The sequence below is a fragment of the Vibrio sp. Isolate25 genome (assembly GCF_022398025.1).
In the GTDB taxonomy this organism is placed as follows: domain Bacteria; phylum Pseudomonadota; class Gammaproteobacteria; order Enterobacterales; family Vibrionaceae; genus Vibrio; species Vibrio coralliilyticus_A.
Genome location: NZ_JAKEUT010000020.1, coordinates 15,846 through 34,472 on the forward strand (window position 1 = coordinate 15,846; position 18,627 = coordinate 34,472).

16 protein-coding genes are annotated in these 18,627 nt (G+C 44.7%); 9 read left to right on the top strand and 7 right to left on the bottom strand.

Going from position 1 to position 18,627, the window contains the following annotated elements; genetic code table 11:
* The first annotated feature begins 46 nt into the window (after positions 1-46).
* The 4 genes from epd (at position 47) to mscS (ending at position 4,855) form a co-directional block, all read left to right on the top strand.
* Complete coding sequence (epd, locus tag L1D15_RS20690; RefSeq protein WP_239868945.1) at positions 47-1,081, top strand: erythrose-4-phosphate dehydrogenase; 1,035 nt, start codon at positions 47-49, stop codon at positions 1,079-1,081.
* 182 nt (positions 1,082-1,263) lie between these two features.
* Complete coding sequence (locus L1D15_RS20695; RefSeq protein WP_239838571.1) at positions 1,264-2,424, top strand: phosphoglycerate kinase; 1,161 nt, start codon at positions 1,264-1,266, stop codon at positions 2,422-2,424.
* A gap of 153 nt (positions 2,425-2,577) precedes the next feature.
* The gene (gene fbaA, locus L1D15_RS20700; protein WP_239876891.1) at positions 2,578-3,654 is read left to right on the top strand and encodes a class II fructose-bisphosphate aldolase; all 1,077 of its coding nucleotides are present in this window, start codon (positions 2,578-2,580) and stop codon (positions 3,652-3,654) included.
* Between the two features lie 334 nt (positions 3,655-3,988).
* Complete coding sequence (gene mscS / locus L1D15_RS20705) at positions 3,989-4,855, top strand: small-conductance mechanosensitive channel MscS (RefSeq protein WP_239868939.1); 867 nt, start codon at positions 3,989-3,991, stop codon at positions 4,853-4,855.
* Between the two features lie 42 nt (positions 4,856-4,897).
* Here the strand turns inward: mscS and L1D15_RS20710 are convergent, their stop codons facing one another.
* Both L1D15_RS20710 and L1D15_RS20715 read right to left on the bottom strand, forming a co-directional pair.
* On the bottom strand, positions 4,898-5,380 hold the full coding sequence (locus tag L1D15_RS20710; protein WP_239876892.1) for a YbaK/EbsC family protein: 483 nt from the start codon (positions 5,378-5,380) through the stop codon (positions 4,898-4,900).
* A gap of 4 nt (positions 5,381-5,384) precedes the next feature.
* A complete protein-coding gene (locus L1D15_RS20715; RefSeq protein ID WP_239868935.1) occupies positions 5,385-6,014 on the bottom strand; it encodes a LysE/ArgO family amino acid transporter in 630 nt (209 codons plus the stop codon).
* 112 nt (positions 6,015-6,126) lie between these two features.
* Here L1D15_RS20715 and L1D15_RS20720 point away from each other — a divergent pair, with 112 nt between their 5' ends.
* From L1D15_RS20720 to L1D15_RS20730, 3 genes are all read left to right on the top strand, one after another.
* Positions 6,127-7,023 (top strand): LysR family transcriptional regulator ArgP, encoded by an 897-nt coding sequence (locus tag L1D15_RS20720; protein ID WP_239868933.1) that lies wholly within the window; start codon positions 6,127-6,129, stop codon positions 7,021-7,023.
* Positions 7,024-7,119: 96 nt separating this feature from the next.
* Positions 7,120-7,812 carry an oxidative stress defense protein gene (locus L1D15_RS20725; RefSeq protein WP_239838566.1) on the top strand — a complete coding sequence of 231 codons (693 nt, stop codon included), beginning with the start codon at positions 7,120-7,122 and terminating at the stop codon, positions 7,810-7,812.
* 129 nt (positions 7,813-7,941) lie between these two features.
* Positions 7,942-9,828, top strand: a complete 1,887-nt coding sequence (locus L1D15_RS20730) for a sensor domain-containing diguanylate cyclase (protein WP_239876893.1) — start codon at positions 7,942-7,944, stop codon at positions 9,826-9,828.
* 35 nt (positions 9,829-9,863) lie between these two features.
* Here the strand turns inward: L1D15_RS20730 and L1D15_RS20735 are convergent, their stop codons facing one another.
* Positions 9,864-10,523 carry a GntR family transcriptional regulator gene (locus L1D15_RS20735; protein WP_239838564.1) on the bottom strand — a complete coding sequence of 220 codons (660 nt, stop codon included), beginning with the start codon at positions 10,521-10,523 and terminating at the stop codon, positions 9,864-9,866.
* Positions 10,524-10,691: 168 nt separating this feature from the next.
* Positions 10,692-12,104, bottom strand: coding sequence for a pyruvate kinase PykF (gene pykF, locus L1D15_RS20740; protein WP_239838563.1), 1,413 nt, complete (start codon positions 12,102-12,104; stop codon positions 10,692-10,694).
* Between the two features lie 432 nt (positions 12,105-12,536).
* On the opposite strand from pykF, the gene L1D15_RS20745 reads away from it, so the two are divergent.
* Complete coding sequence (locus L1D15_RS20745) at positions 12,537-13,298, top strand: DeoR family transcriptional regulator (RefSeq protein ID WP_239876894.1); 762 nt, start codon at positions 12,537-12,539, stop codon at positions 13,296-13,298.
* 110 nt (positions 13,299-13,408) lie between these two features.
* The gene (glmS, locus tag L1D15_RS20750; protein WP_239876895.1) at positions 13,409-15,241 is read left to right on the top strand and encodes a glutamine--fructose-6-phosphate transaminase (isomerizing); all 1,833 of its coding nucleotides are present in this window, start codon (positions 13,409-13,411) and stop codon (positions 15,239-15,241) included.
* A gap of 195 nt (positions 15,242-15,436) precedes the next feature.
* Here glmS and leuD read toward each other — a convergent pair whose 3' ends face one another.
* The 3 genes from leuD to leuB are packed head-to-tail and all read right to left on the bottom strand — an operon-like array spanning position 15,437 to position 18,597.
* Positions 15,437-16,039: a 3-isopropylmalate dehydratase small subunit gene (gene leuD / locus L1D15_RS20755; RefSeq protein WP_239838560.1), complete on the bottom strand. Its 603-nt coding sequence runs from the start codon at positions 16,037-16,039 to the stop codon at positions 15,437-15,439.
* 11 nt (positions 16,040-16,050) lie between these two features.
* Entirely contained in the window at positions 16,051-17,451 is a 1,401-nt protein-coding gene (gene leuC, locus L1D15_RS20760; RefSeq protein ID WP_239868921.1) for a 3-isopropylmalate dehydratase large subunit, read from the bottom strand.
* 54 nt (positions 17,452-17,505) lie between these two features.
* Positions 17,506-18,597 (bottom strand): 3-isopropylmalate dehydrogenase, encoded by a 1,092-nt coding sequence (gene leuB, locus L1D15_RS20765; RefSeq protein ID WP_239838558.1) that lies wholly within the window; start codon positions 18,595-18,597, stop codon positions 17,506-17,508.
* Positions 18,598-18,627 lie beyond the last annotated feature (30 nt).

The window sequence follows — 18,627 nt, forward strand, 5'->3', positions numbered from 1 at the left end:
ATCAGGTACTATTTGTGACACGAAAAAGATGTAGAGCGATGGAATCATGCTAAAAGTTGCGATCAACGGATTTGGACGTATTGGGCGTAATGTGTTACGAGCAGTCTATGAAAGTGGCAAGAGTCAAGAGATTAAAGTAGTAGCAGTCAATGAGCTGGCACAGCCTGATGCGATGGCCCATTTGCTGCAGTATGATACGAGTCATGGCCGTTTTGGTAAGAAGATTACGAACGATCAAGAACATATCTATGTTCACCATGAAAGTGGAGAGTTTGACTCCATTCGCATTCTCCACCTGGCGGAAATCGACTTGCTGCCATGGCGTGATTTAGAAGTTGACCTAGTTTTGGACTGTACTGGCGTATTTGGCTCGCAAGCCGATGGTCAAGAGCATATCAAAGCAGGAGCTAAGAAAGTTTTATTCTCACACCCTGGTGCCAATGATCTCGACAATACCATTATCTATGGTGTGAACCACGACACGTTGAAAGCGGAACACAAGGTGGTATCAAACGGCTCATGTACGACTAACTGTATTGTTCCGATAATTAAGGCATTAGATGAAGCCTTTGGCATCGAGTCAGGAACCATCACTACTATTCACTCTTCAATGAATGATCAGCAAGTTATTGATGCTTACCATTCAGATCTGCGACGTACCCGAGCCGCGAGCCAATCGATCATACCTGTGGACACCAAGTTGCATAAGGGTATTGAAAGAATCTTCCCGAAATTTTCTAACAAATTTGAGGCAATTTCAGTCCGAGTGCCGACTGTAAACGTCACAGCGATGGATTTAAGCGTCACAATTAATACAAATGTGAAAGTTAATGACGTAAATCAAACCATTGTTAACGCATCTCAGTGTACATTACAGGGCATTGTTGACTATACTGAAGCGCCGCTTGTTTCCATCGACTTTAATCATGATCCCCATAGTGCGATCGTTGATGGTACTCAAACCCGAGTCAGTAATGGCCATTTAGTTAAAATGCTGGTTTGGTGTGATAACGAATGGGGTTTTGCGAACCGTATGTTAGATACGGCCCTCGCGATGCAAGCCGCTCCCCGTCATGCTTGACGCTGCAACGCCAACTATCTTAGGGCTGTTGTAGACAGGTGGCGATGGAGAAATGTTTATTTCCAGCCTTGAAATAAATATTGATAATCTCCATATCTAAATCAGTTTGAAGAATTATTGAGCTTGGCAGGGTCGCCGAGCTTCTAAAAACTTTACTTTTTGAATATTTGAGAGGACACATCATGTCTGTAATCAAGATGACTGACCTGGATTTAGCAGGTAAACGTGTATTTATCCGTGCGGACCTAAACGTACCTGTGAAAGAAGGCAAAGTGACTTCTGATGCACGTATCTTAGCATCTCTACCAACGATCAAGCACTGTCTAGAAGCTGGCGCTAAAGTTATGGTTACGTCTCACCTAGGTCGTCCTACTGAAGGTGAATACGCAGAAGAGTTCTCTCTACAACCTGTCGTTAATTACCTAAACGACGCACTAGATTGCGATGTTAAGCTAGCAAAAGATTACCTAGAAGGCCTAGAGCTGAACACTGGTGAGCTTGTTGTTCTAGAAAACGTTCGCTTCAACAAAGGCGAGAAGAAGAACGAAGAAGAGCTATCTAAGAAGTACGCTGCACTATGTGACATCTTCGTAATGGATGCATTCGGTACTGCTCACCGTGCTCAAGCATCTACTCACGGTGTTGGCATGAACGCACCTGTTGCGTGTGCTGGTCCTCTTCTAGCCGCTGAACTTGAAGCCCTAGGTAAAGCAATGGACAACCCAGAGCGTCCACTGGTTGCTATCGTAGGTGGTTCTAAAGTTTCTACTAAGCTAACCGTTCTAGAATCTCTATCTAAAGTTGCTGACCAACTCGTTGTTGGTGGTGGTATCGCAAACACATTCATCGCAGCTGATGGTCACAATGTAGGTAAGTCTCTATACGAAGCAGACCTAGTTGAAACAGCGCAAAAGCTAATGAAAGAGTGTTCAATCCCAGTAGCAACTGACGTTGCATGTGCGAAAGCATTTGATGAAAACGCAGAAGCTGAAATCAAGCACGTTTCAGAAGTGGCTGATGACGACATGATCTTCGACCTAGGTCCAGAATCAACTGCAGCACTAGCTGAAATCATCGCTAATGCAAAAACTATCCTATGGAACGGTCCTGTAGGTGTATTTGAATTCAAGAACTTCGAAGCTGGTACAAAAGGTATCTCAGAAGCAATCGCTCAGTCTGCAGGTTTCTCTGTAGCAGGTGGCGGTGACACGCTAGCAGCTATCGATAAGTTCGGTATTAAAGCTGACGTTTCTTACATCTCTACGGGTGGTGGTGCATTCCTTGAGTTTGTGGAAGGCAAAGTCCTACCAGCCGTAGCTATGCTAGAAGAGCGCGCTAAGTAATTAAACCAAAGCGGGGGAGTCTCTCCCGCTTTGTTGTTTGCTGCAAGTCACATTATTCTTTGTTAGAATGGCGCACGTTGTGAGCAAACGTTTGCAAGAATTTAAACTTAACAAGTTTTATTTTTAAAACGACAGATAAATAGGATTACATCCATGTCTAAGATCTTCGATTTCGTAAAACCAGGTGTTATCTCTGGTGATGACGTACAGAAAGTTTTTGAAGTAGCAAAAGAAAACAACTTTGCGCTTCCAGCAGTAAACGTTGTTGGTACTGACTCAGTTAACGCAGTACTTGAAGCTGCAGCAAAAGTAAAAGCGCCTGTTGTTGTTCAGTTCTCTAACGGTGGTGCCGCTTTCTTCGCTGGTAAAGGCCTAAAACTAGAAGGCCAAGGTGCTCAAATTCTTGGTGCTGTTGCTGGTGCTAAGTACGTTCACGCAGTCGCTGAATCTTACGGTGTTCCAGTAATCCTACACACTGACCACGCAGCTAAGAAACTTCTACCATGGATCGACGGTCTTCTAGACGCAGGTGAAGAGTTCTTTGCTCAAACGGGTAAGCCACTATTCTCTTCTCACATGATCGATTTATCTGAAGAATCTCTAGAAGAGAACATCGAAATCTGTGCTAAATACCTAGAGCGCATGGCTAAGATGAACATGACGCTAGAAATTGAACTAGGTTGTACTGGTGGTGAAGAAGACGGCGTTGATAACTCTGACATGGACGCTTCTGAGCTTTACACTTCTCCAGAAGACGTTGCATACGCATACGAGAAATTAAGTGCAGTTAGCCCACGTTTCACTATCGCAGCATCTTTTGGTAACGTACACGGCGTTTACAAGCCAGGTAACGTTGTTCTAACTCCAACTATCCTACGTGACTCTCAAGCATACTGTGCAGAGAAGTTTGGTATCGCACCAAACGCTCTAAACTTCGTATTCCACGGTGGTTCAGGTTCTACTGAAGCTGAAATCCAAGAGTCTATCGGCTACGGTGTTATCAAGATGAACATCGATACTGATACTCAGTGGGCAACTTGGGATGGTATCCGTAAGTATGAAGCTGAGAACCGTGATTACCTACAAGGTCAAATCGGTAACCCAACAGGTGAAGATGCGCCAAACAAGAAGTACTACGATCCACGCGTATGGCTACGTGCTGGTCAAGCTTCAATGGTAGCTCGTCTAGAGAAAGCATTTGCTGACCTAAACGCAGTAGACGTTCTATAATTCGTCTCAAATCAGCACTCTGTTAATGCTAAAACCCGTTCTAAGAACGGGTTTTTTTGTATTTATCGATTTGTTTTATGAATGGGAGCGTGCGCACTAAAAATAATGGCGAAAAGATAAACCATTGCGTATCTTGTAACGAGTCTATATCAGTTTGCTATAACCCTTTGTTTTTGCATTCTTTGCATAAACTTCACTTTATGTATTGTCATAACTGATATATGGTGCCAAAAATCTGACTTATATCAGATGAGCAATAAGGGCACCATCGCCTATTCGTGATAGAAAGCAGTGTGATTCATAGGATCGCCAGAACTTGTAGAGGAAATATATTATGGCAGGAGAGTCGGTGGAGATTGAAACTCCATTAGTTGATGGCTTGGCGCAGGCTGAATCTTGGATTACCAATAATTCTGACTTGCTGATTCAGTATAGCGTGAATGTACTTGCAGCCATCCTTATTCTATTCATCGGTAATATTTTTACTAAGATGGTGGCGAACAGCGTTGCGAAGATGCTGAAAAAGAAAAATATGGATAAGGCGGTTATTGAATTTATCCATGGCTTGGTGCGCTACTTGTTGTTTGTGATTGTACTGATTGCGGCACTCAGCCGTATCGGTGTGCAGACCGCCTCTGTAGTTGCTGTTATCGGTGCGGCAGGCTTAGCGGTTGGTTTGGCGCTTCAGGGATCATTATCTAACTTTGCTGCTGGGGTACTGATTGTTGCTTTCCGTCCATTTAAATCTGGTGATTATGTCGAAATAGGTGGAGTAGCGGGTAGCGTTGAGTCTATCCAAATCTTCCAAACGGTTTTGAAAACACCGGATAATAAAATGATTGTTGTCCCGAATGGTAGTGTAATTGGAGGCCCAATTACTAACTACTCGCGTCACGAAACTCGCCGTATTGATTTGGTGATCGGAGTGTCTTATAACGCTGATTTGCAGAAAACCAAAGAGCTACTAACGAAGATTTGTGAGTCGGATGAGCGAATCCTTAAAGAACCTGCGATTCAGGTTGGTGTCCATACACTGGCAGACTCCTCGGTCAACTTCGTTGTTCGCCCATGGGTTAAAACTTCCGATTACTGGGGGGTGTATTTCGACCTAATGCAAGCTATCAAAGAAGGTCTAGATAACGAAGGTATTGAAATTCCGTTCCCGCAGATGGATGTTCATTTAAATAAGGTTGAATCTTAATCGGTTTCATCTATGCAAAAGCGAGGCTTCTAGCCTCGCTTTTTACATTTCAGTGATGGAGTTTGGCAGAGCGTTAAGCAAAGTCGGCAGGACAGCCCCTTGAATACCTATGGTCCGTTCTGGGTAGCCGGGTGTATAGAGAATTTCAGGATGATGGTATAGCGAGCGATCGACTAGAATTTCGATACTTTCAGGCATCCCAAAGGGGCATACGGCACCGGGCATGCAACCGAGCTGCTGCATCATTTCTTCATCACTGCATATAGACGGGCGTTTTCCCAGTTTTTGTTTGATTGCTTTACTGTCTAAACGCGCATCTTTGTGAGTTAGAAATAGGGCGTGTCCAGCGCCTTTGAACTTAAGAAACAGACTCTTACTATGCGTACCTGTCCAACCTAGTTGCTCAGCGACGCGTAAATCGGTGGCAAAATCTAGAATTGGCTTATGTCGCCACTCTTTGTATTGAACATTAAGCCGCTTAAGAAGTGCTGTATTGTATTGATAAATACTTTCAAGTCTATCCATGTTGCTATCCGTGTTGAGCTATTAATTCGTTGATCAGCATGAATGCGATGGAGAACATCATTAGTGCTATCGCAATGTCTATCCCTTGTTTTACTTTTGGTTTTGACAGTGTCGGACCAAGTTTAGCTGCGCCTATCGATAAGGTATAGAACCACACGAATGAGGCCAAGATAGTGCCAAGAGCAAAGGCCATTCGGTCTTGTCCTTCGAACTGACCACCAATTGAACCTAGGATGACGACAGTATCAAGATACAGGTGTGGGTTGAGTACTGTGACAGCTAATGCCCCAAGGATCACGGCACGACGGCCGCGAGCAGACACTTGATGTGTTGACTCTGACATCTGGTCACTTTGTCGTGCACTTTTGAGTGAAAGTAAGCCATAGAAGGTCAAAAATGCAATACCGCCCAGAGTCACTACGGTCAGTAGCGTTTTGTTTTGTGATAACAAAGCTCCACCACCGAAAACACCGAGTGAGATGAATATCACATCGAGAACACTACAAATCGTTGCAGTGGTTAAGTGATGGTTTCTCTTAATACCTTGATTAAGAACGTAAGCGTTCTGTGCGCCAATAGGAATGATCATGCTGGCACCGAGCCCAAAGCCTTGTAATAACACCCATAAGTTCACGTTTTTCTCTCCAAGTGAGCTGACAATTTGAGTGTTGAGAATAGAGACAGTAAAGTTATAAGTATAATTAATGATTTTAATATATTATCAGTTTTTCTTATTAGGTAGGGCGATGCGAGGATTAGATTACAAATGGATTGAAGCTCTTGAATCTGTGGTCACTCAAGGTAGCTTTGAACGAGCGGCAGAATCGCTCTACATTTCTCAGTCTGCGGTATCACAACGTATTAAACAGCTCGAAAAATTTCTCGCTCAGCCAGTACTCGTCCGTGAGCAGCCGCCTCGCGCGACTGTAGTTGGTAAAAAGCTGCTGGGCCTTTACCATAGGGTACAATTGCTAGAAAGTGAGCTGGTTCCAGAATTAACCAATAGTGATTCAGAGCGGCCACTCGCGATTTCTATTGCTACCAATGCCGATAGTTTGGCTACTTGGTTACTACCGTCATTACAGCAGGTACTAACCACTCGTAACATTGAGCTCAGGCTTGCTGTGCTTAATGAGGTTAGAGCGATAGAAAAACTGAAAAGTGGTGAAGTCACAGGAGCGATCAGCCTAGAATCAAGACCGATTCCTGGCTGTCAGGCTGATTACCTTGGTCGGGTCGATTATGTCTGTGTAGCGAATCCACAGTTCGTTGCGCGTTATTTTTCTCATGGTGTAAATTATGACTCTTTGCTTCAAGCCCCAGCCGTAGCGTACGATCAACATGATGAACAGCATCAGCAATTTCTCAAAGAACACTTTAATATTTTGCCAGACAACGTGAGAACACATCGAGTAGCCAGTTCTGAAGCGTTCGTGAAAATGGCTGTTGCAGGAGTGGCATATTGCTTGATCCCCAGCTTCCAAATTAAACGCGAGCTGGAGGAGGGGACTTTAGTTGATATATTACCTGGCTTCTTGAGCTCTTATCGCATCTATTGGCATCACTGGCAGTTAGAGTCTGGTGTGTTGGAAGAAGTCACGCAAGCCATTGTCACTTATGCGAAAAAGGTATTATCGAGCTAGTGCTTGGTCAAAGTTATGTCAGAACACGGAACAAGGCTCCTCAATTAGTATCTAAACGCTATGATGTATGTAACTAGTTAAATAAGGTGAACAATAATGAAGAGAGTTTCTAGCCTAGCGATTGCTGTTTCAGGCTTAGTGAGTATCGGTGCTTATGCGGATACACCTAACTTCCCACACCTAGCAACGACCGGTTATGGTGAAGTCGTAGCAAAGCCAGACATGGCTAAATTTACAGTTCGTGTGGTGGAAACCACAATGACGGCAGAGCAAGCTAAGCAGACGGTGGATAAAGTTGTCTCTGACTTTTTGTCTGAGCTGAAAGATGAAGGCATGAGTGCGGATAACATCACGAGTTCTAACCTTTATATCTCTCCTCAATACCATTACCCGAAAGATGGCAAACCTGAGCTGGTAGGCTATCGTGCATCGAGAACGGTCAACGTGACGGTTGATGAGTTGGCTAATCTTAACCAGTACCTAGATATTGCGCTGAACTCCGGTATCAATCAGGTGGAAAATATTCAATTAAAGGTCAAAGAGCAGGCTAAGTACCAAGAACAAGCGCGTCAAGCGGCCATTAAGGACGCCAACAGCAAGGCTGAGTCATTAGCTTCTGGTTTTGGTAAAGATATCAATGGTGTATGGCGAATCGATTATAATATGCCAAGTTCTCAGCCCGTCCTCATGCGTTCTATGGCGATGGATGCGAAAGCGGAGTCTAATACCTACCAAGATTCAACAATTGTGATTCGTGATCGAGTTGACGTCATTTACCAGTTAGATTAACCATCAAAAGCGCCTTTTTTAGTAATAACTAAGGCGCTTTATAAAATTATCAATTGCCGTTCGGGTTATTCTTAACCACTTTTTTATTCGGTGATATACTGCCCCGCCTTCGATTTAGGAGCAGTGGTAGTGAGACAACAAAAAAACATCTTTTGGCACTTGTGCATTACCACTATTGTGTTGGTGTCAGTGGTGCTTGCTTACTATGCCCAGCGCTACCAAACCCTCCAAAAAGACACTGTCGAGTTAACAGCTAAGCAGGCCATGCATCAATTGGCCTACAGTGAGCGTGAATATCAGGGTGTCCGCAGTCAGTTTGTTTCCATTATTAAACTTCTTTCGCATAGTCGAAGTTTGTACGATTATATCTTAGTGCCGAATGATGATAATCGTCAGGTGGTGGAAGAAATTTGGTCATCGGTTGCTATTAACCAAAAATGGTATACCCAAATTCGTTTCCTTGATAATTCTGGCTATGAGAAACTCAGACTTAACTACTTACTGAGTGGCAATCGCGCCAGCATTGTAGACCAACTGCAAGACAAATCGCATCGTGGTTATTTCCGCTACGCTCAACAGCTGAAAGATGATCAGATTGGTGCATGGGGCATTGACCTCGAGATGGAAAATGGCGAACTGGTTTATCCTTATAAACCCGCCTTGCGTTTGATCACGCCCGTTGAAGTTGGAGAAGAACGAGTAGGTTATTTGATCCTCAATATTGATGTTTGGTATCTGAGCTCTCGTCTTAACTATTCGCCTGATGACTTCTTTCGTCCAGAGCTTGTTGGCGAAAAAGGTTTTTACTCGGTGAGTGACGATCCGAGTAAATTATTTGGTAATTTATTAGCCAGTCGTAGTCAGCATAACTTAGCGAGTCTCTACCCTAAGACTTGGCAAACCATGCAAACGAAAAAGTCGGGTTATGTGATAGAAAATGATCATCTGGTGGTATTCAATCTACTGCAGATATCCCCTCGCCATAAATTGTATCTGGTAATCGATTTAAGTCGTGACGAGCTCAAAGCCCGCAGTGAAAGAGACTACCAGTTGTTAGTAAAAGAAGCTTCGATTGTACTGCTGGTGGTGCTCGCTTTTACGATTCCTGCAACCTGTATCTTGGTTTACTATCGCAAACGCAGCCTTGAAAGTCAGCTAGCCAGAGCTGCACTAAGTGGTATGTCAGCCGTGGTGATCTCAGACAAGCGCCACCGAGTCGTGCTTGTTAATCATGAGTTTGAAAAGCTGACAGGTTATCGCCAAAAAGAGATCTCCTCCAAAAATATAATTCAAACATTGGTAGGAGAGAAGACGTTTGCTTCCATGCTTGCCTTGTTCAAGAAAGCGACTTCTAGCCAAACGTGGGAGGATGAAGTCAGCATTGAGAATCCCAAAACAGGCTCTAAGGTGACAGCAATAATGCGAGTGCAGTGTGTGTTGGCGAAAGGAAAAAAAGTCAGTTACTACATTACCTCGCTGGTGGATATTTCAGAGCGTAAGGAACTTGAAGAGCGTTTACGTATTTTGAGTGAGAAGGATGAATTGACGCAGCTCTGGAATCGCCGGAAATTTGAGCAAGAACTGCGCCGCAGTGCCAAGTTAACGCAACGCTACCCTAAGGTGCAGGACACTTGCTTGGCGTTACTGGATATTGATTTCTTTAAGCGAGTGAATGATGAGCAAGGTCATGATGAAGGTGACAGAGTGATAAGCCGTGTAGGCGCTATTATTATTGAGACCTTGCGTGAGACGGATTTTATTGCTCGTATTGGCGGTGAAGAGTTCGCGATTATCATGCCGCATAGCAGTATTGATGAAGCAGAGCAGGCGCTGAACCGGGTGCGAGTCGCGGTTGAAATGGCTTCAGATGTCCCTGTCACTGTCAGTGTTGGGTTGACGGATCTGACGGCAGATAGCACTCGCTGTTATAAATGTGCAGATATTGCTCTGTACGAGTCTAAGACGCTAGGGCGAAATCGAGTCTCTGTGTGTAAAAGCAGTGATGAGATTGCTTAAAAAATCGAGCCGAGGCTCGATTTCTCTTTTCAGGATTAAGCCGCGTGCTCAATGGTGGTTTGGATTTGTTCCATTGAACGATGAAGGTGACGATCAAATTGCTCGGCAGCTTGTTCTGTATCTTTGGCCAGTACCAACTTCATGATTTTCTCACACTCATCGATTTCAAATTGACGTGGGTCTAGTCCGTTGTTACGCGCAAAGTAGCGATAACGCTTAATTTGGTTGATAAGATCTGTGAAAAACTCAAACATATTGCGTGAATTGGCACCTTCGAGCAGGGCGATATGGAATTGATGCAGACGCTCTTCCCATTCTTTCCAGTCGAATTCATCATTGGTTAGGCTGACTCGCGATAACTTATGAAATGATGTTAGCACTTCCAGCTCCCACTCTTCTCCTCCTGAACGAATCGATTTTTTCAACAATACGGCGGCGACAGTGCGTAGGCTTTCGTAGAGATCAGCCAGTTCATCAACACATACTGGCGACACCCAACAGCCCTTTTGTGGCTCTAAACTTACATACTTCGTCCATGAGAGTTGCACAAGTGCTTCTCTGATTGGTGAGGCCCCCACGCGGTATCGGTTTTTTAGATCTGCGACAACAAGCTTTTGGTTTGGTTTGAGCTCACCACTTAGGATGTCTTGGTAGATCATTTTCGAGACTTTATCAGTCAACGTTGGGCTAGACACTTTCCTTTCCTCATATGCATAAATACCGCGTTATATAAAACCGCGGTGAATTTAATGGTACGCAATACTTTGATTGATAATACAGCGTGCTGAATAGTGAGACAAGGGGAGGGGATAAAAAAAGAGGGCTAGAGCCCTCTTTTATAAATATGAATTTTTATTCAGTTCTTACAGAACGTGTACAGAAGCTGTATTAGTTGTACCAGAAGCGACTAGAGCACCTGATACCATAACAACGATATCACCTTTTTTGCCTAGACCTGAATCTAGTGCTAGCTCTTTACCTAGAACGTAGAACGCGTCAGTACTATCGATAGAATCAACCAATACAGGACGAACGCCTTTTGTTAGTACAAGCTGAGCAGCAGTTTTTGCATTATTAGTCAGTGCAAGGATGTTTGCTGTTGGGAAGTACTTACGTACTGAGCGAGCTGATTTACCACCTTCAGTTGCAACAACAATCAGTGGAGCTGCTAGCTTTTCAGCAGTGTCTACCGCGCCTTTACATACTGCTTCTGTGATACGTAGACGAGGGCTGTCTAGGCGAGAACCTAGTTCAGCTTTTAGTGCTGCATCTGTGCGGTTTGCGATCTGAGCCATGATAGTAACTGCTTCAACAGGGTACTTACCTTTGGCTGTTTCACCAGAAAGCATCACAGCATCAGTACCGTCCATCACAGCGTTCGCTACGTCACCTGCTTCTGCACGAGTAGGACGTGGGTTGTTGATCATAGAATCAAGCATTTGAGTTGCTGTGATAACCATCTTACGTGCACGGTTACATTTCTCGATCATCATCTTCTGAGCGAAGATCACTTCTTCCGCTGGGATTTCAACACCTAGGTCACCACGAGCAACCATGATACCGTCAGACAGCTCTAGGATCTCATCGAAGTTATCAACACCTTCTTGGTTTTCGATCTTAGATATGATGTGGATGTTTTCACCGCCGTTAGCCGCAAGTACTTCGCGAATTTCTTTTACGTCAGACGCTTTACGGATGAAAGAGGCTGCAACGAAGTCAACGCCTTGCTCACAACCAAACTTAAGGTCGTTCTTATCTTTTTCAGATAGAGCAGGTAGGTTTACTGAAACGCCAGGTAGGTTAACGCCTTTGTTTTCGCCTAGTGCGCCGTTGTTCAGTACCTTACATTTCACTTCAGTTTCTGAAGTTGCTAGTACTTCCATTTCGATTAGACCGTCGTCCACTAGGATCGTGTTACCAACGTTAAGGTCTGCTGCGAAACCTGCGTAAGTTACCGCTACTTTGTCTTTGTCGCCCACAACTGAAGTGTCAGTTGTGAAAGTGAACTCCTGACCAGCAACCAGATCAACATCGTCGCCATTTTCTAGCTTGATAGTACGGATCTCTGGACCTTTAGTATCTAAAAGGATAGCCAGTTGCTTACCAGACTCTTCCATTACTTTACGGAAGTTCGCAATACGAGTGCCGTGCTCTTGGTAGTCACCGTGAGAGAAGTTTAGGCGCATTACGTTCATGCCTGCATTTACGAGTTCAGTTAGCTTCTCTACAGATTCAGTTTTAGGGCCAATCGTACATACGATTTTGGTCTTTTTCATGGAAGATATTCTCCGGTCAATAATAGTTACAATCTGAAAGTCATTTATCTCGCTGAAGTCGAGGGTTCCCGCCTGGCATTTCGTGCCTTCTATATACAAGAGAACATCAATGTTGTCGTCGACTTCAGAACTGAAAGTCTTTCAACAAGTTTAGTCATTTTATGACCAAACTGTCTGGATAATACTCAGCATTTCTGTGACTAACCTAGGATATATGCGGTTAGTTGCAAAAAAATAACGGTCAATTCTGTAATTTTTTTTCTTTTCGGTGGCGAATTCTACCACTGATTCACGCCAATATCACTGTTTAAGAATTGTCTTAGGACAAGGTTTTGCCGCTATTTTTTATTTTTTGGTTCAAAATAAATGGACTTTAAAGTTTCGGTTTGACTATAATTTCTTTCACAACGAAACTTATTAAATGAAATTAAGATGTCGAAACGAAACACGCAACTAAGAAGACACGCAATTTCTAATTTGGTAAATGAAAAAGGTGAGGTCAGTGTTGAGTCTTTGTCTCTCCAATTTGAGACTTCTGAAGTCACAATTCGAAAGGATCTTGCCTCTTTAGAGAAAAATGGCCAATTATTGCGTCGCTATGGTGGTGCTATCGCATTACCAAAAGAAGTCGTCAGCGATGAATTGAGCGAAAATGTTTCGATTCGTAAGAATGAACTCGCCCAAGCGGCCGCCAAGCTGATCCGCGAGCACAATCGCATTGTGATCGACAGTGGCAGCACAACCGCTTCATTGATCAAGCAACTGGATGGTATGCGTGGTTTGGTTGTGATGACTAACTCACTCAATGTGGCGAACGCGCTTAATGAGCTTGAAAGTGAGCCTACGTTATTGATGACGGGCGGGACTTGGGATGCACATTCTGAGTCTTTTCAAGGACAAGTGGCTGAGTCGGTACTACGCTCATATGACTTTGACCAGCTATTTATTGGTGCTGATGGCGTTGACTTAGAGCGAGGTACGACAACATTTAATGAATTGGTCGGCCTAAGTAAAGTGATGGCTGAAGTGTCACGTGAAGTCATTGTGATGGTCGAATCGGGAAAAATTGGTCGTAAGATTCCAAACCTCGAACTGGCTTGGACTTCCATCGATATCTTAATTACTAACAAAGACTTGAATCCTGAGTTCAAACAGCAAATTGAATCTCAAGATGTGAAAGTTATTTGCGTATAAAGCTATTTAAAACAATGTAATCAATTTAATCCCGTCAATTTGGCTTTTTTGCTTGCTGTCTAGATTGCGTACCTCGGATGAGGAAGGGATACCAAAACGGAGATACAAATATGTGTGGAATCGTCGGTGCAGTAGCACAACGAGATGTGGCTGAAATTCTGGTGGAAGGCTTACGCCGCCTTGAATACCGTGGTTATGACTCTGCAGGTGTTGCTGTAGTTGATGGTGATTCTAATCTGACTCGCCTTCGTCGTCTGGGTAAAGTTCAGGAACTGGCGGACGCTGTGGACGCAGCGGAAGTGGTCGGTGGGACAGGTATCGCACACACGCGTTGGGCAACCCACGGTGAGCCTTCAGAGACTAACGCACACCCGCACATGTCAGGTGATATTGCTGTTGTGCATAATGGTATCATTGAAAATCATGAAGAGCTGCGTGAGCTGCTAAAGTCTCGTGGCTATGTATTTGACTCCCAAACGGACACTGAAGTTATTGCTCATATGGTTGAGTGGGAGCTACGCACTGCTGACTCATTACTTGAGGCGGTTCAGAAAACAGCCAAGCAACTTGAAGGCGCTTACGGTACAGTTGCTGTTGATCGCAAAGATCCTTCACGCATTGTTGTTGCTCGCTCTGGCAGCCCGATCGTCATTGGTTTCGGTGTCGGTGAAAACTTCCTCGCTTCAGATCAGCTTGCATTGCTAAATGTGACCCGTCGCTTTATGTATCTGGAAGAAGGCGATGTGGCTGAAATCACTCGTCGTGAAGTGAACGTATTTGATCTTTCTGGTGAGCGTGTCGAGCGTGAAGTGATTGAATCAAACGCAGAGCACGATGCGGGTGACAAGGGCCAGTACCGCCACTTCATGCAAAAAGAAATCTATGAGCAACCTACTGCTCTGATTAACACAATGGAAGGACGTTTGACGTCTGATTCTGTGGTGACGGAAGCGATTGGTGTCAATGCCGCTGAGATTTTGAGCAAAGTTGAACACGTCCAGATCGTTGCGTGTGGTACGTCTTACAACGCGGGTATGACTGCGCGTTATTGGTTTGAAGATATTGCTGGTGTAAGTTGTGATGTCGAAATTGCATCTGAGTTCCGCTACCGTAAATTTGTGACTCGTCCAAACAGCCTACTGATCACGCTTTCTCAGTCTGGTGAGACAGCAGATACTTTGGCGGCACTTCGTCTTGCCAAAGAGAAAGGCTACATGGCGGCGATGACGATTTGTAACGTTGCAGGCTCTTCGTTAGTTCGTGAGTCTGATTTTGCTTTCATGACACGTGCTGGCGTCGAAATCGGCGTTGCATCTACTAAAGCCTTCACCACTCAGCTTTCAGCACTGCTAATGCTAGTGACGGCACTCGGTAAGCAGCAAAACCGTGTAAGCAAAGAGAAAGAAAAAGAGATCGTTGAAGCGCTACATGCATTGCCAAAACAGATCAACTCGGCACTTTCATTTGAGAAAGATATTGAAGCTTTAGCGGAAGATTTTGCGGATAAGCATCACACTTTGTTCCTTGGTCGTGGTGAGTTTTACCCGATCGCCATGGAAGCGTCGTTGAAACTTAAAGAGATTTCTTACATTCACGCTGAAGCTTATGCAGCAGGTGAATTGAAGCATGGTCCACTGGCACTCATTGATGCTGACATGCCAGTCGTTGTCGTCGCACCGAGCAATGAACTGCTGGAAAAACTTAAGTCGAATATTGAAGAAGTGCGTGCTCGTGGTGGCTTGCTGTATGTATTTGCGGATGCGGATGCGGGCTTTGAAGCTGATGAAACCATGAAGATCATCACTATGCCTCACGTAAGCGAAATCACAGCCCCTATCTACTACACGATTCCGATGCAGCTGCTATCGTACTATGTCGCGCTCATCAAAGGGACAGATGTAGATCAACCACGTAACTTGGCAAAAGCGGTAACGGTAGAGTAACTTAATCCAGAAAACAGAGTTTCATACTGTAATTAAGGCTCAAATATAAACCAAGATTCTCAAGTTGAGAGTCTTGGTTTTTTTATGTGCGCCTTTCGGGAGCCCACGTTGCGTGTGACAAGAGCAGTCACTCAGTGACTGCTCTATTACTTTCAGCTTACGCTTTTACAAACGGTTTAGTTTTACGCTTCTCAACTATTTAAGAAACGAAGGAATGCGATTTTCGTATTCAGCGATTTTGTCTTCGTGTTGAAGAGTTAAGCCTATGTTATCTAAACCGTTTAATAGACAGTGGCGACGGAACTCGTCAATCTCAAATGTGTATTCTTTTCCATTTGCGCGAACCACGTTGGCTTCTAGATCAACTTCTACTTGCGCGCCTTCATTGGCTTCAACAAATTGGAAGATCTCATCGACTTCTTGCTCTGTGAGACGAACTGGTACCATCTGGTTGTTGATAGAGTTACCGTAGAAGATATCGGCAAAGCTTGGTGCGATCATTGCTTTGATGCCGTAATCTGCTAGTGCCCAAGGCGCGTGTTCACGGGATGATCCACAACCAAAGTTTTCACGAGCAAGAAGAATCGAAGCGCCTTGATAACGAGGAGCATTCATTACGAATTCTGGATTGGGTTGCTCACCTGCATCATCAAGGAAGCGCCAATCATGGAATAAATGTTTACCAAATCCTAGGCGAGAAACCTTTTGTAGAAATTGTTTGGGGATAATAGCATCGGTATCGACATTCGCTGCATCTAGAGGAACAACCAAACCTGTGTGTTGTTTAAAACCTGACATTTGTTCTCTCCTTAGTCCAATTCACGAATATCAACAAAGTGACCAGCAATAGCGGCTGCCGCTGCCATCGCTGGGCTCACTAGATGGGTACGACCGTCACGGCCTTGGCGACCTTCAAAGTTACGGTTTGAGGTTGATGCACAACGCTCATGTGGACCTAGGCGGTCATTGTTCATTGCCAGACACATAGAACACCCTGGTAGGCGCCACTCAAAGCCGGCGTCTTTAAAGATGATATCCAAGCCTTCAGCTTCTGCCTGCGCTTTTACCTGTTCAGAGCCAGGTACGATAAGCGCCTGTACGTTGTCAGCGACTTTGCGTCCTTTGGCGATTTCAGCCGCGGCACGCATATCTTCGATACGAGAGTTCGTACAAGAGCCGACAAAAACTTTATCTACTTTGTAGTCAGATAGCGCTTTGCCTGCTTCTAGCCCCATGTAGGCTAAGGCTTTTTCTGCTGATGCTTTTTCTACAGGGTCCGCAAAGCTTTCAGGAGCAGGGATTGGCTCATCGACAGCGATGACCTGACCTGGGTTTGTTCCCCAAGTGATCTGAGGCTTAATGTCTGCTGCGTTAAGTGTGACAACCGCATCAAACTCTGCATCATCATCCGTTTTTAGTGATTTCCAGTATTCAATTGCCGCGTCTAGATCTTCACCTTGTGGTGCGAACTTGCGGCCTTTGATGTATTCGAATGTGGTTTCATCGGGTGCGATTAGACCCGCTTTCGCCCCCAATTCGATAGCCATGTTACAGACTGTCATGCGACCTTCCATTGTAAGATCGGTAATCGCTTCACCGCAGAACTCGACCACATATCCCGTACCGCCAGCCGCCGTGGTTTCACCGATGATGGCGAGTACGATATCTTTTGCTGTGATGCCCGGTGCGACTTTGCCTTTCACTTCGATTTTCATGGTTTTGGCGCGCGCTTGCTTTAGCGTTTGAGTCGCTAAAACGTGTTCCACTTCTGACGTACCGATACCAAAAGCTAGCGAGCCAAATGCACCATGGGTTGCTGTGTGTGAGTCACCACAGACAATCGTCATGCCCGGAAGCGTAATGCCTAGCTCTGGGCCCATAACGTGCACAATGCCTTGGTATTTGTGATTAATGTCGTACAGGGTGACACCAAATTCTTCACAGTTTTTCGATAGTGTTTCCATCTGGATACGTGCCATCTCGCCGGAGGCATTGATGTCTTTCGTCTGGGTGGAAACGTTGTGGTCCATGGTGGCAAACGTCTTGCCAACTTGACGTACTTTACGGCCTTTTTCGCGCAAGCCATCAAAAGCTTGTGGAGAAGTCACTTCATGCACTAAATGACGGTCGATGTATAAGATAGGGTTTTCACCCTCTGCGGCCACAGCAACGTGTGCGTCGTAGACCTTTTCGTATAGTGTTTTGCCCATTATTACTGTCCTGTGTGTCGCTCCTGACAACGGCTTATCAGGAGCAAATAATTATTATGAATTTAGAATGTACTCGGCGATTTTGTCGCCCATTTCTGCAGTTGAAAGTGCTGGATTATTACCTGCTAGATCCGCTGTCAGCTCTCCAGCAGAAAGGGCTTTGGATACAGCAACTTCGATATCCTGAGCAGCAGCTTCTTCACCTAAGCTATACCGCAGCATGAGTGCGGCAGAGAGGATTTGCGCAACTGGGTTGGCGATGTTTTTACCTGCAATGTCTGGTGCACTACCCCCTGCTGGTTCGTAAAGGCCGAATTTACTCTCATTTAAAGAGGCTGAAGGCAACATGCCCATAGAACCAGTGATCATGGCACATTCATCAGAAATGATATCGCCGAAAATATTTGAGCAAAGCATAACGTCAAACTGGGCTGGATCTTTGATGAGCTGCATGGTCGCATTGTCTATATACATGTGTGATAGCTCGACATCTGGGTAATCTTTAGCTATTTCTTCGACTACTTCTCGCCATAGAATCGAGCTCTGCAGAACATTGGCTTTATCGATAGAACATACTTTCTTGTCACGCAAACGCGCGGACTCAAAGGCAATCTTTGCAATGCGCTCAATTTCAAAACGATGATAAACTTCAGTATCAAACGCTTTTTCATTTGCGCCTTCACCCTCACGGCCTTTTGGTTGACCGAAGTAGATTCCTCCAGTCAGTTCACGTACCACAACAATATCAAAGCCGTTGCCAGAAATATCTGCGCGCAGTGGTGAGAACGCCTCTAGACCCTTATGAATTTGTGCTGGGCGTAAATTACAGAAAAGTTGGAAGTGCTTACGAAGTGGGAGTAGAGCGCCACGTTCCGGTTGATCATTTGGTGGTAAATGTTCCCATTTAGGGCCACCAACAGAGCCAAATAATACTGCATCGGATTCTTCACAGGCTTTGATTGTGCTGTCCGGAAGTGGGCAACCGTGATTGTCAATAGCGATACCACCAACATCGTGTTCATCGCGAGTCAATTCGATAGAGTGTTTCTTTTCGATGGCATCTAGCACTTTGTGTGCTTGCTGCATTACTTCTGGGCCAATACCGTCTCCTGGTAACACGGCAATTTTGTAAGATTTGTCTGTCATGGTAATCCTTTAATTTTTTATTTTGGTTCC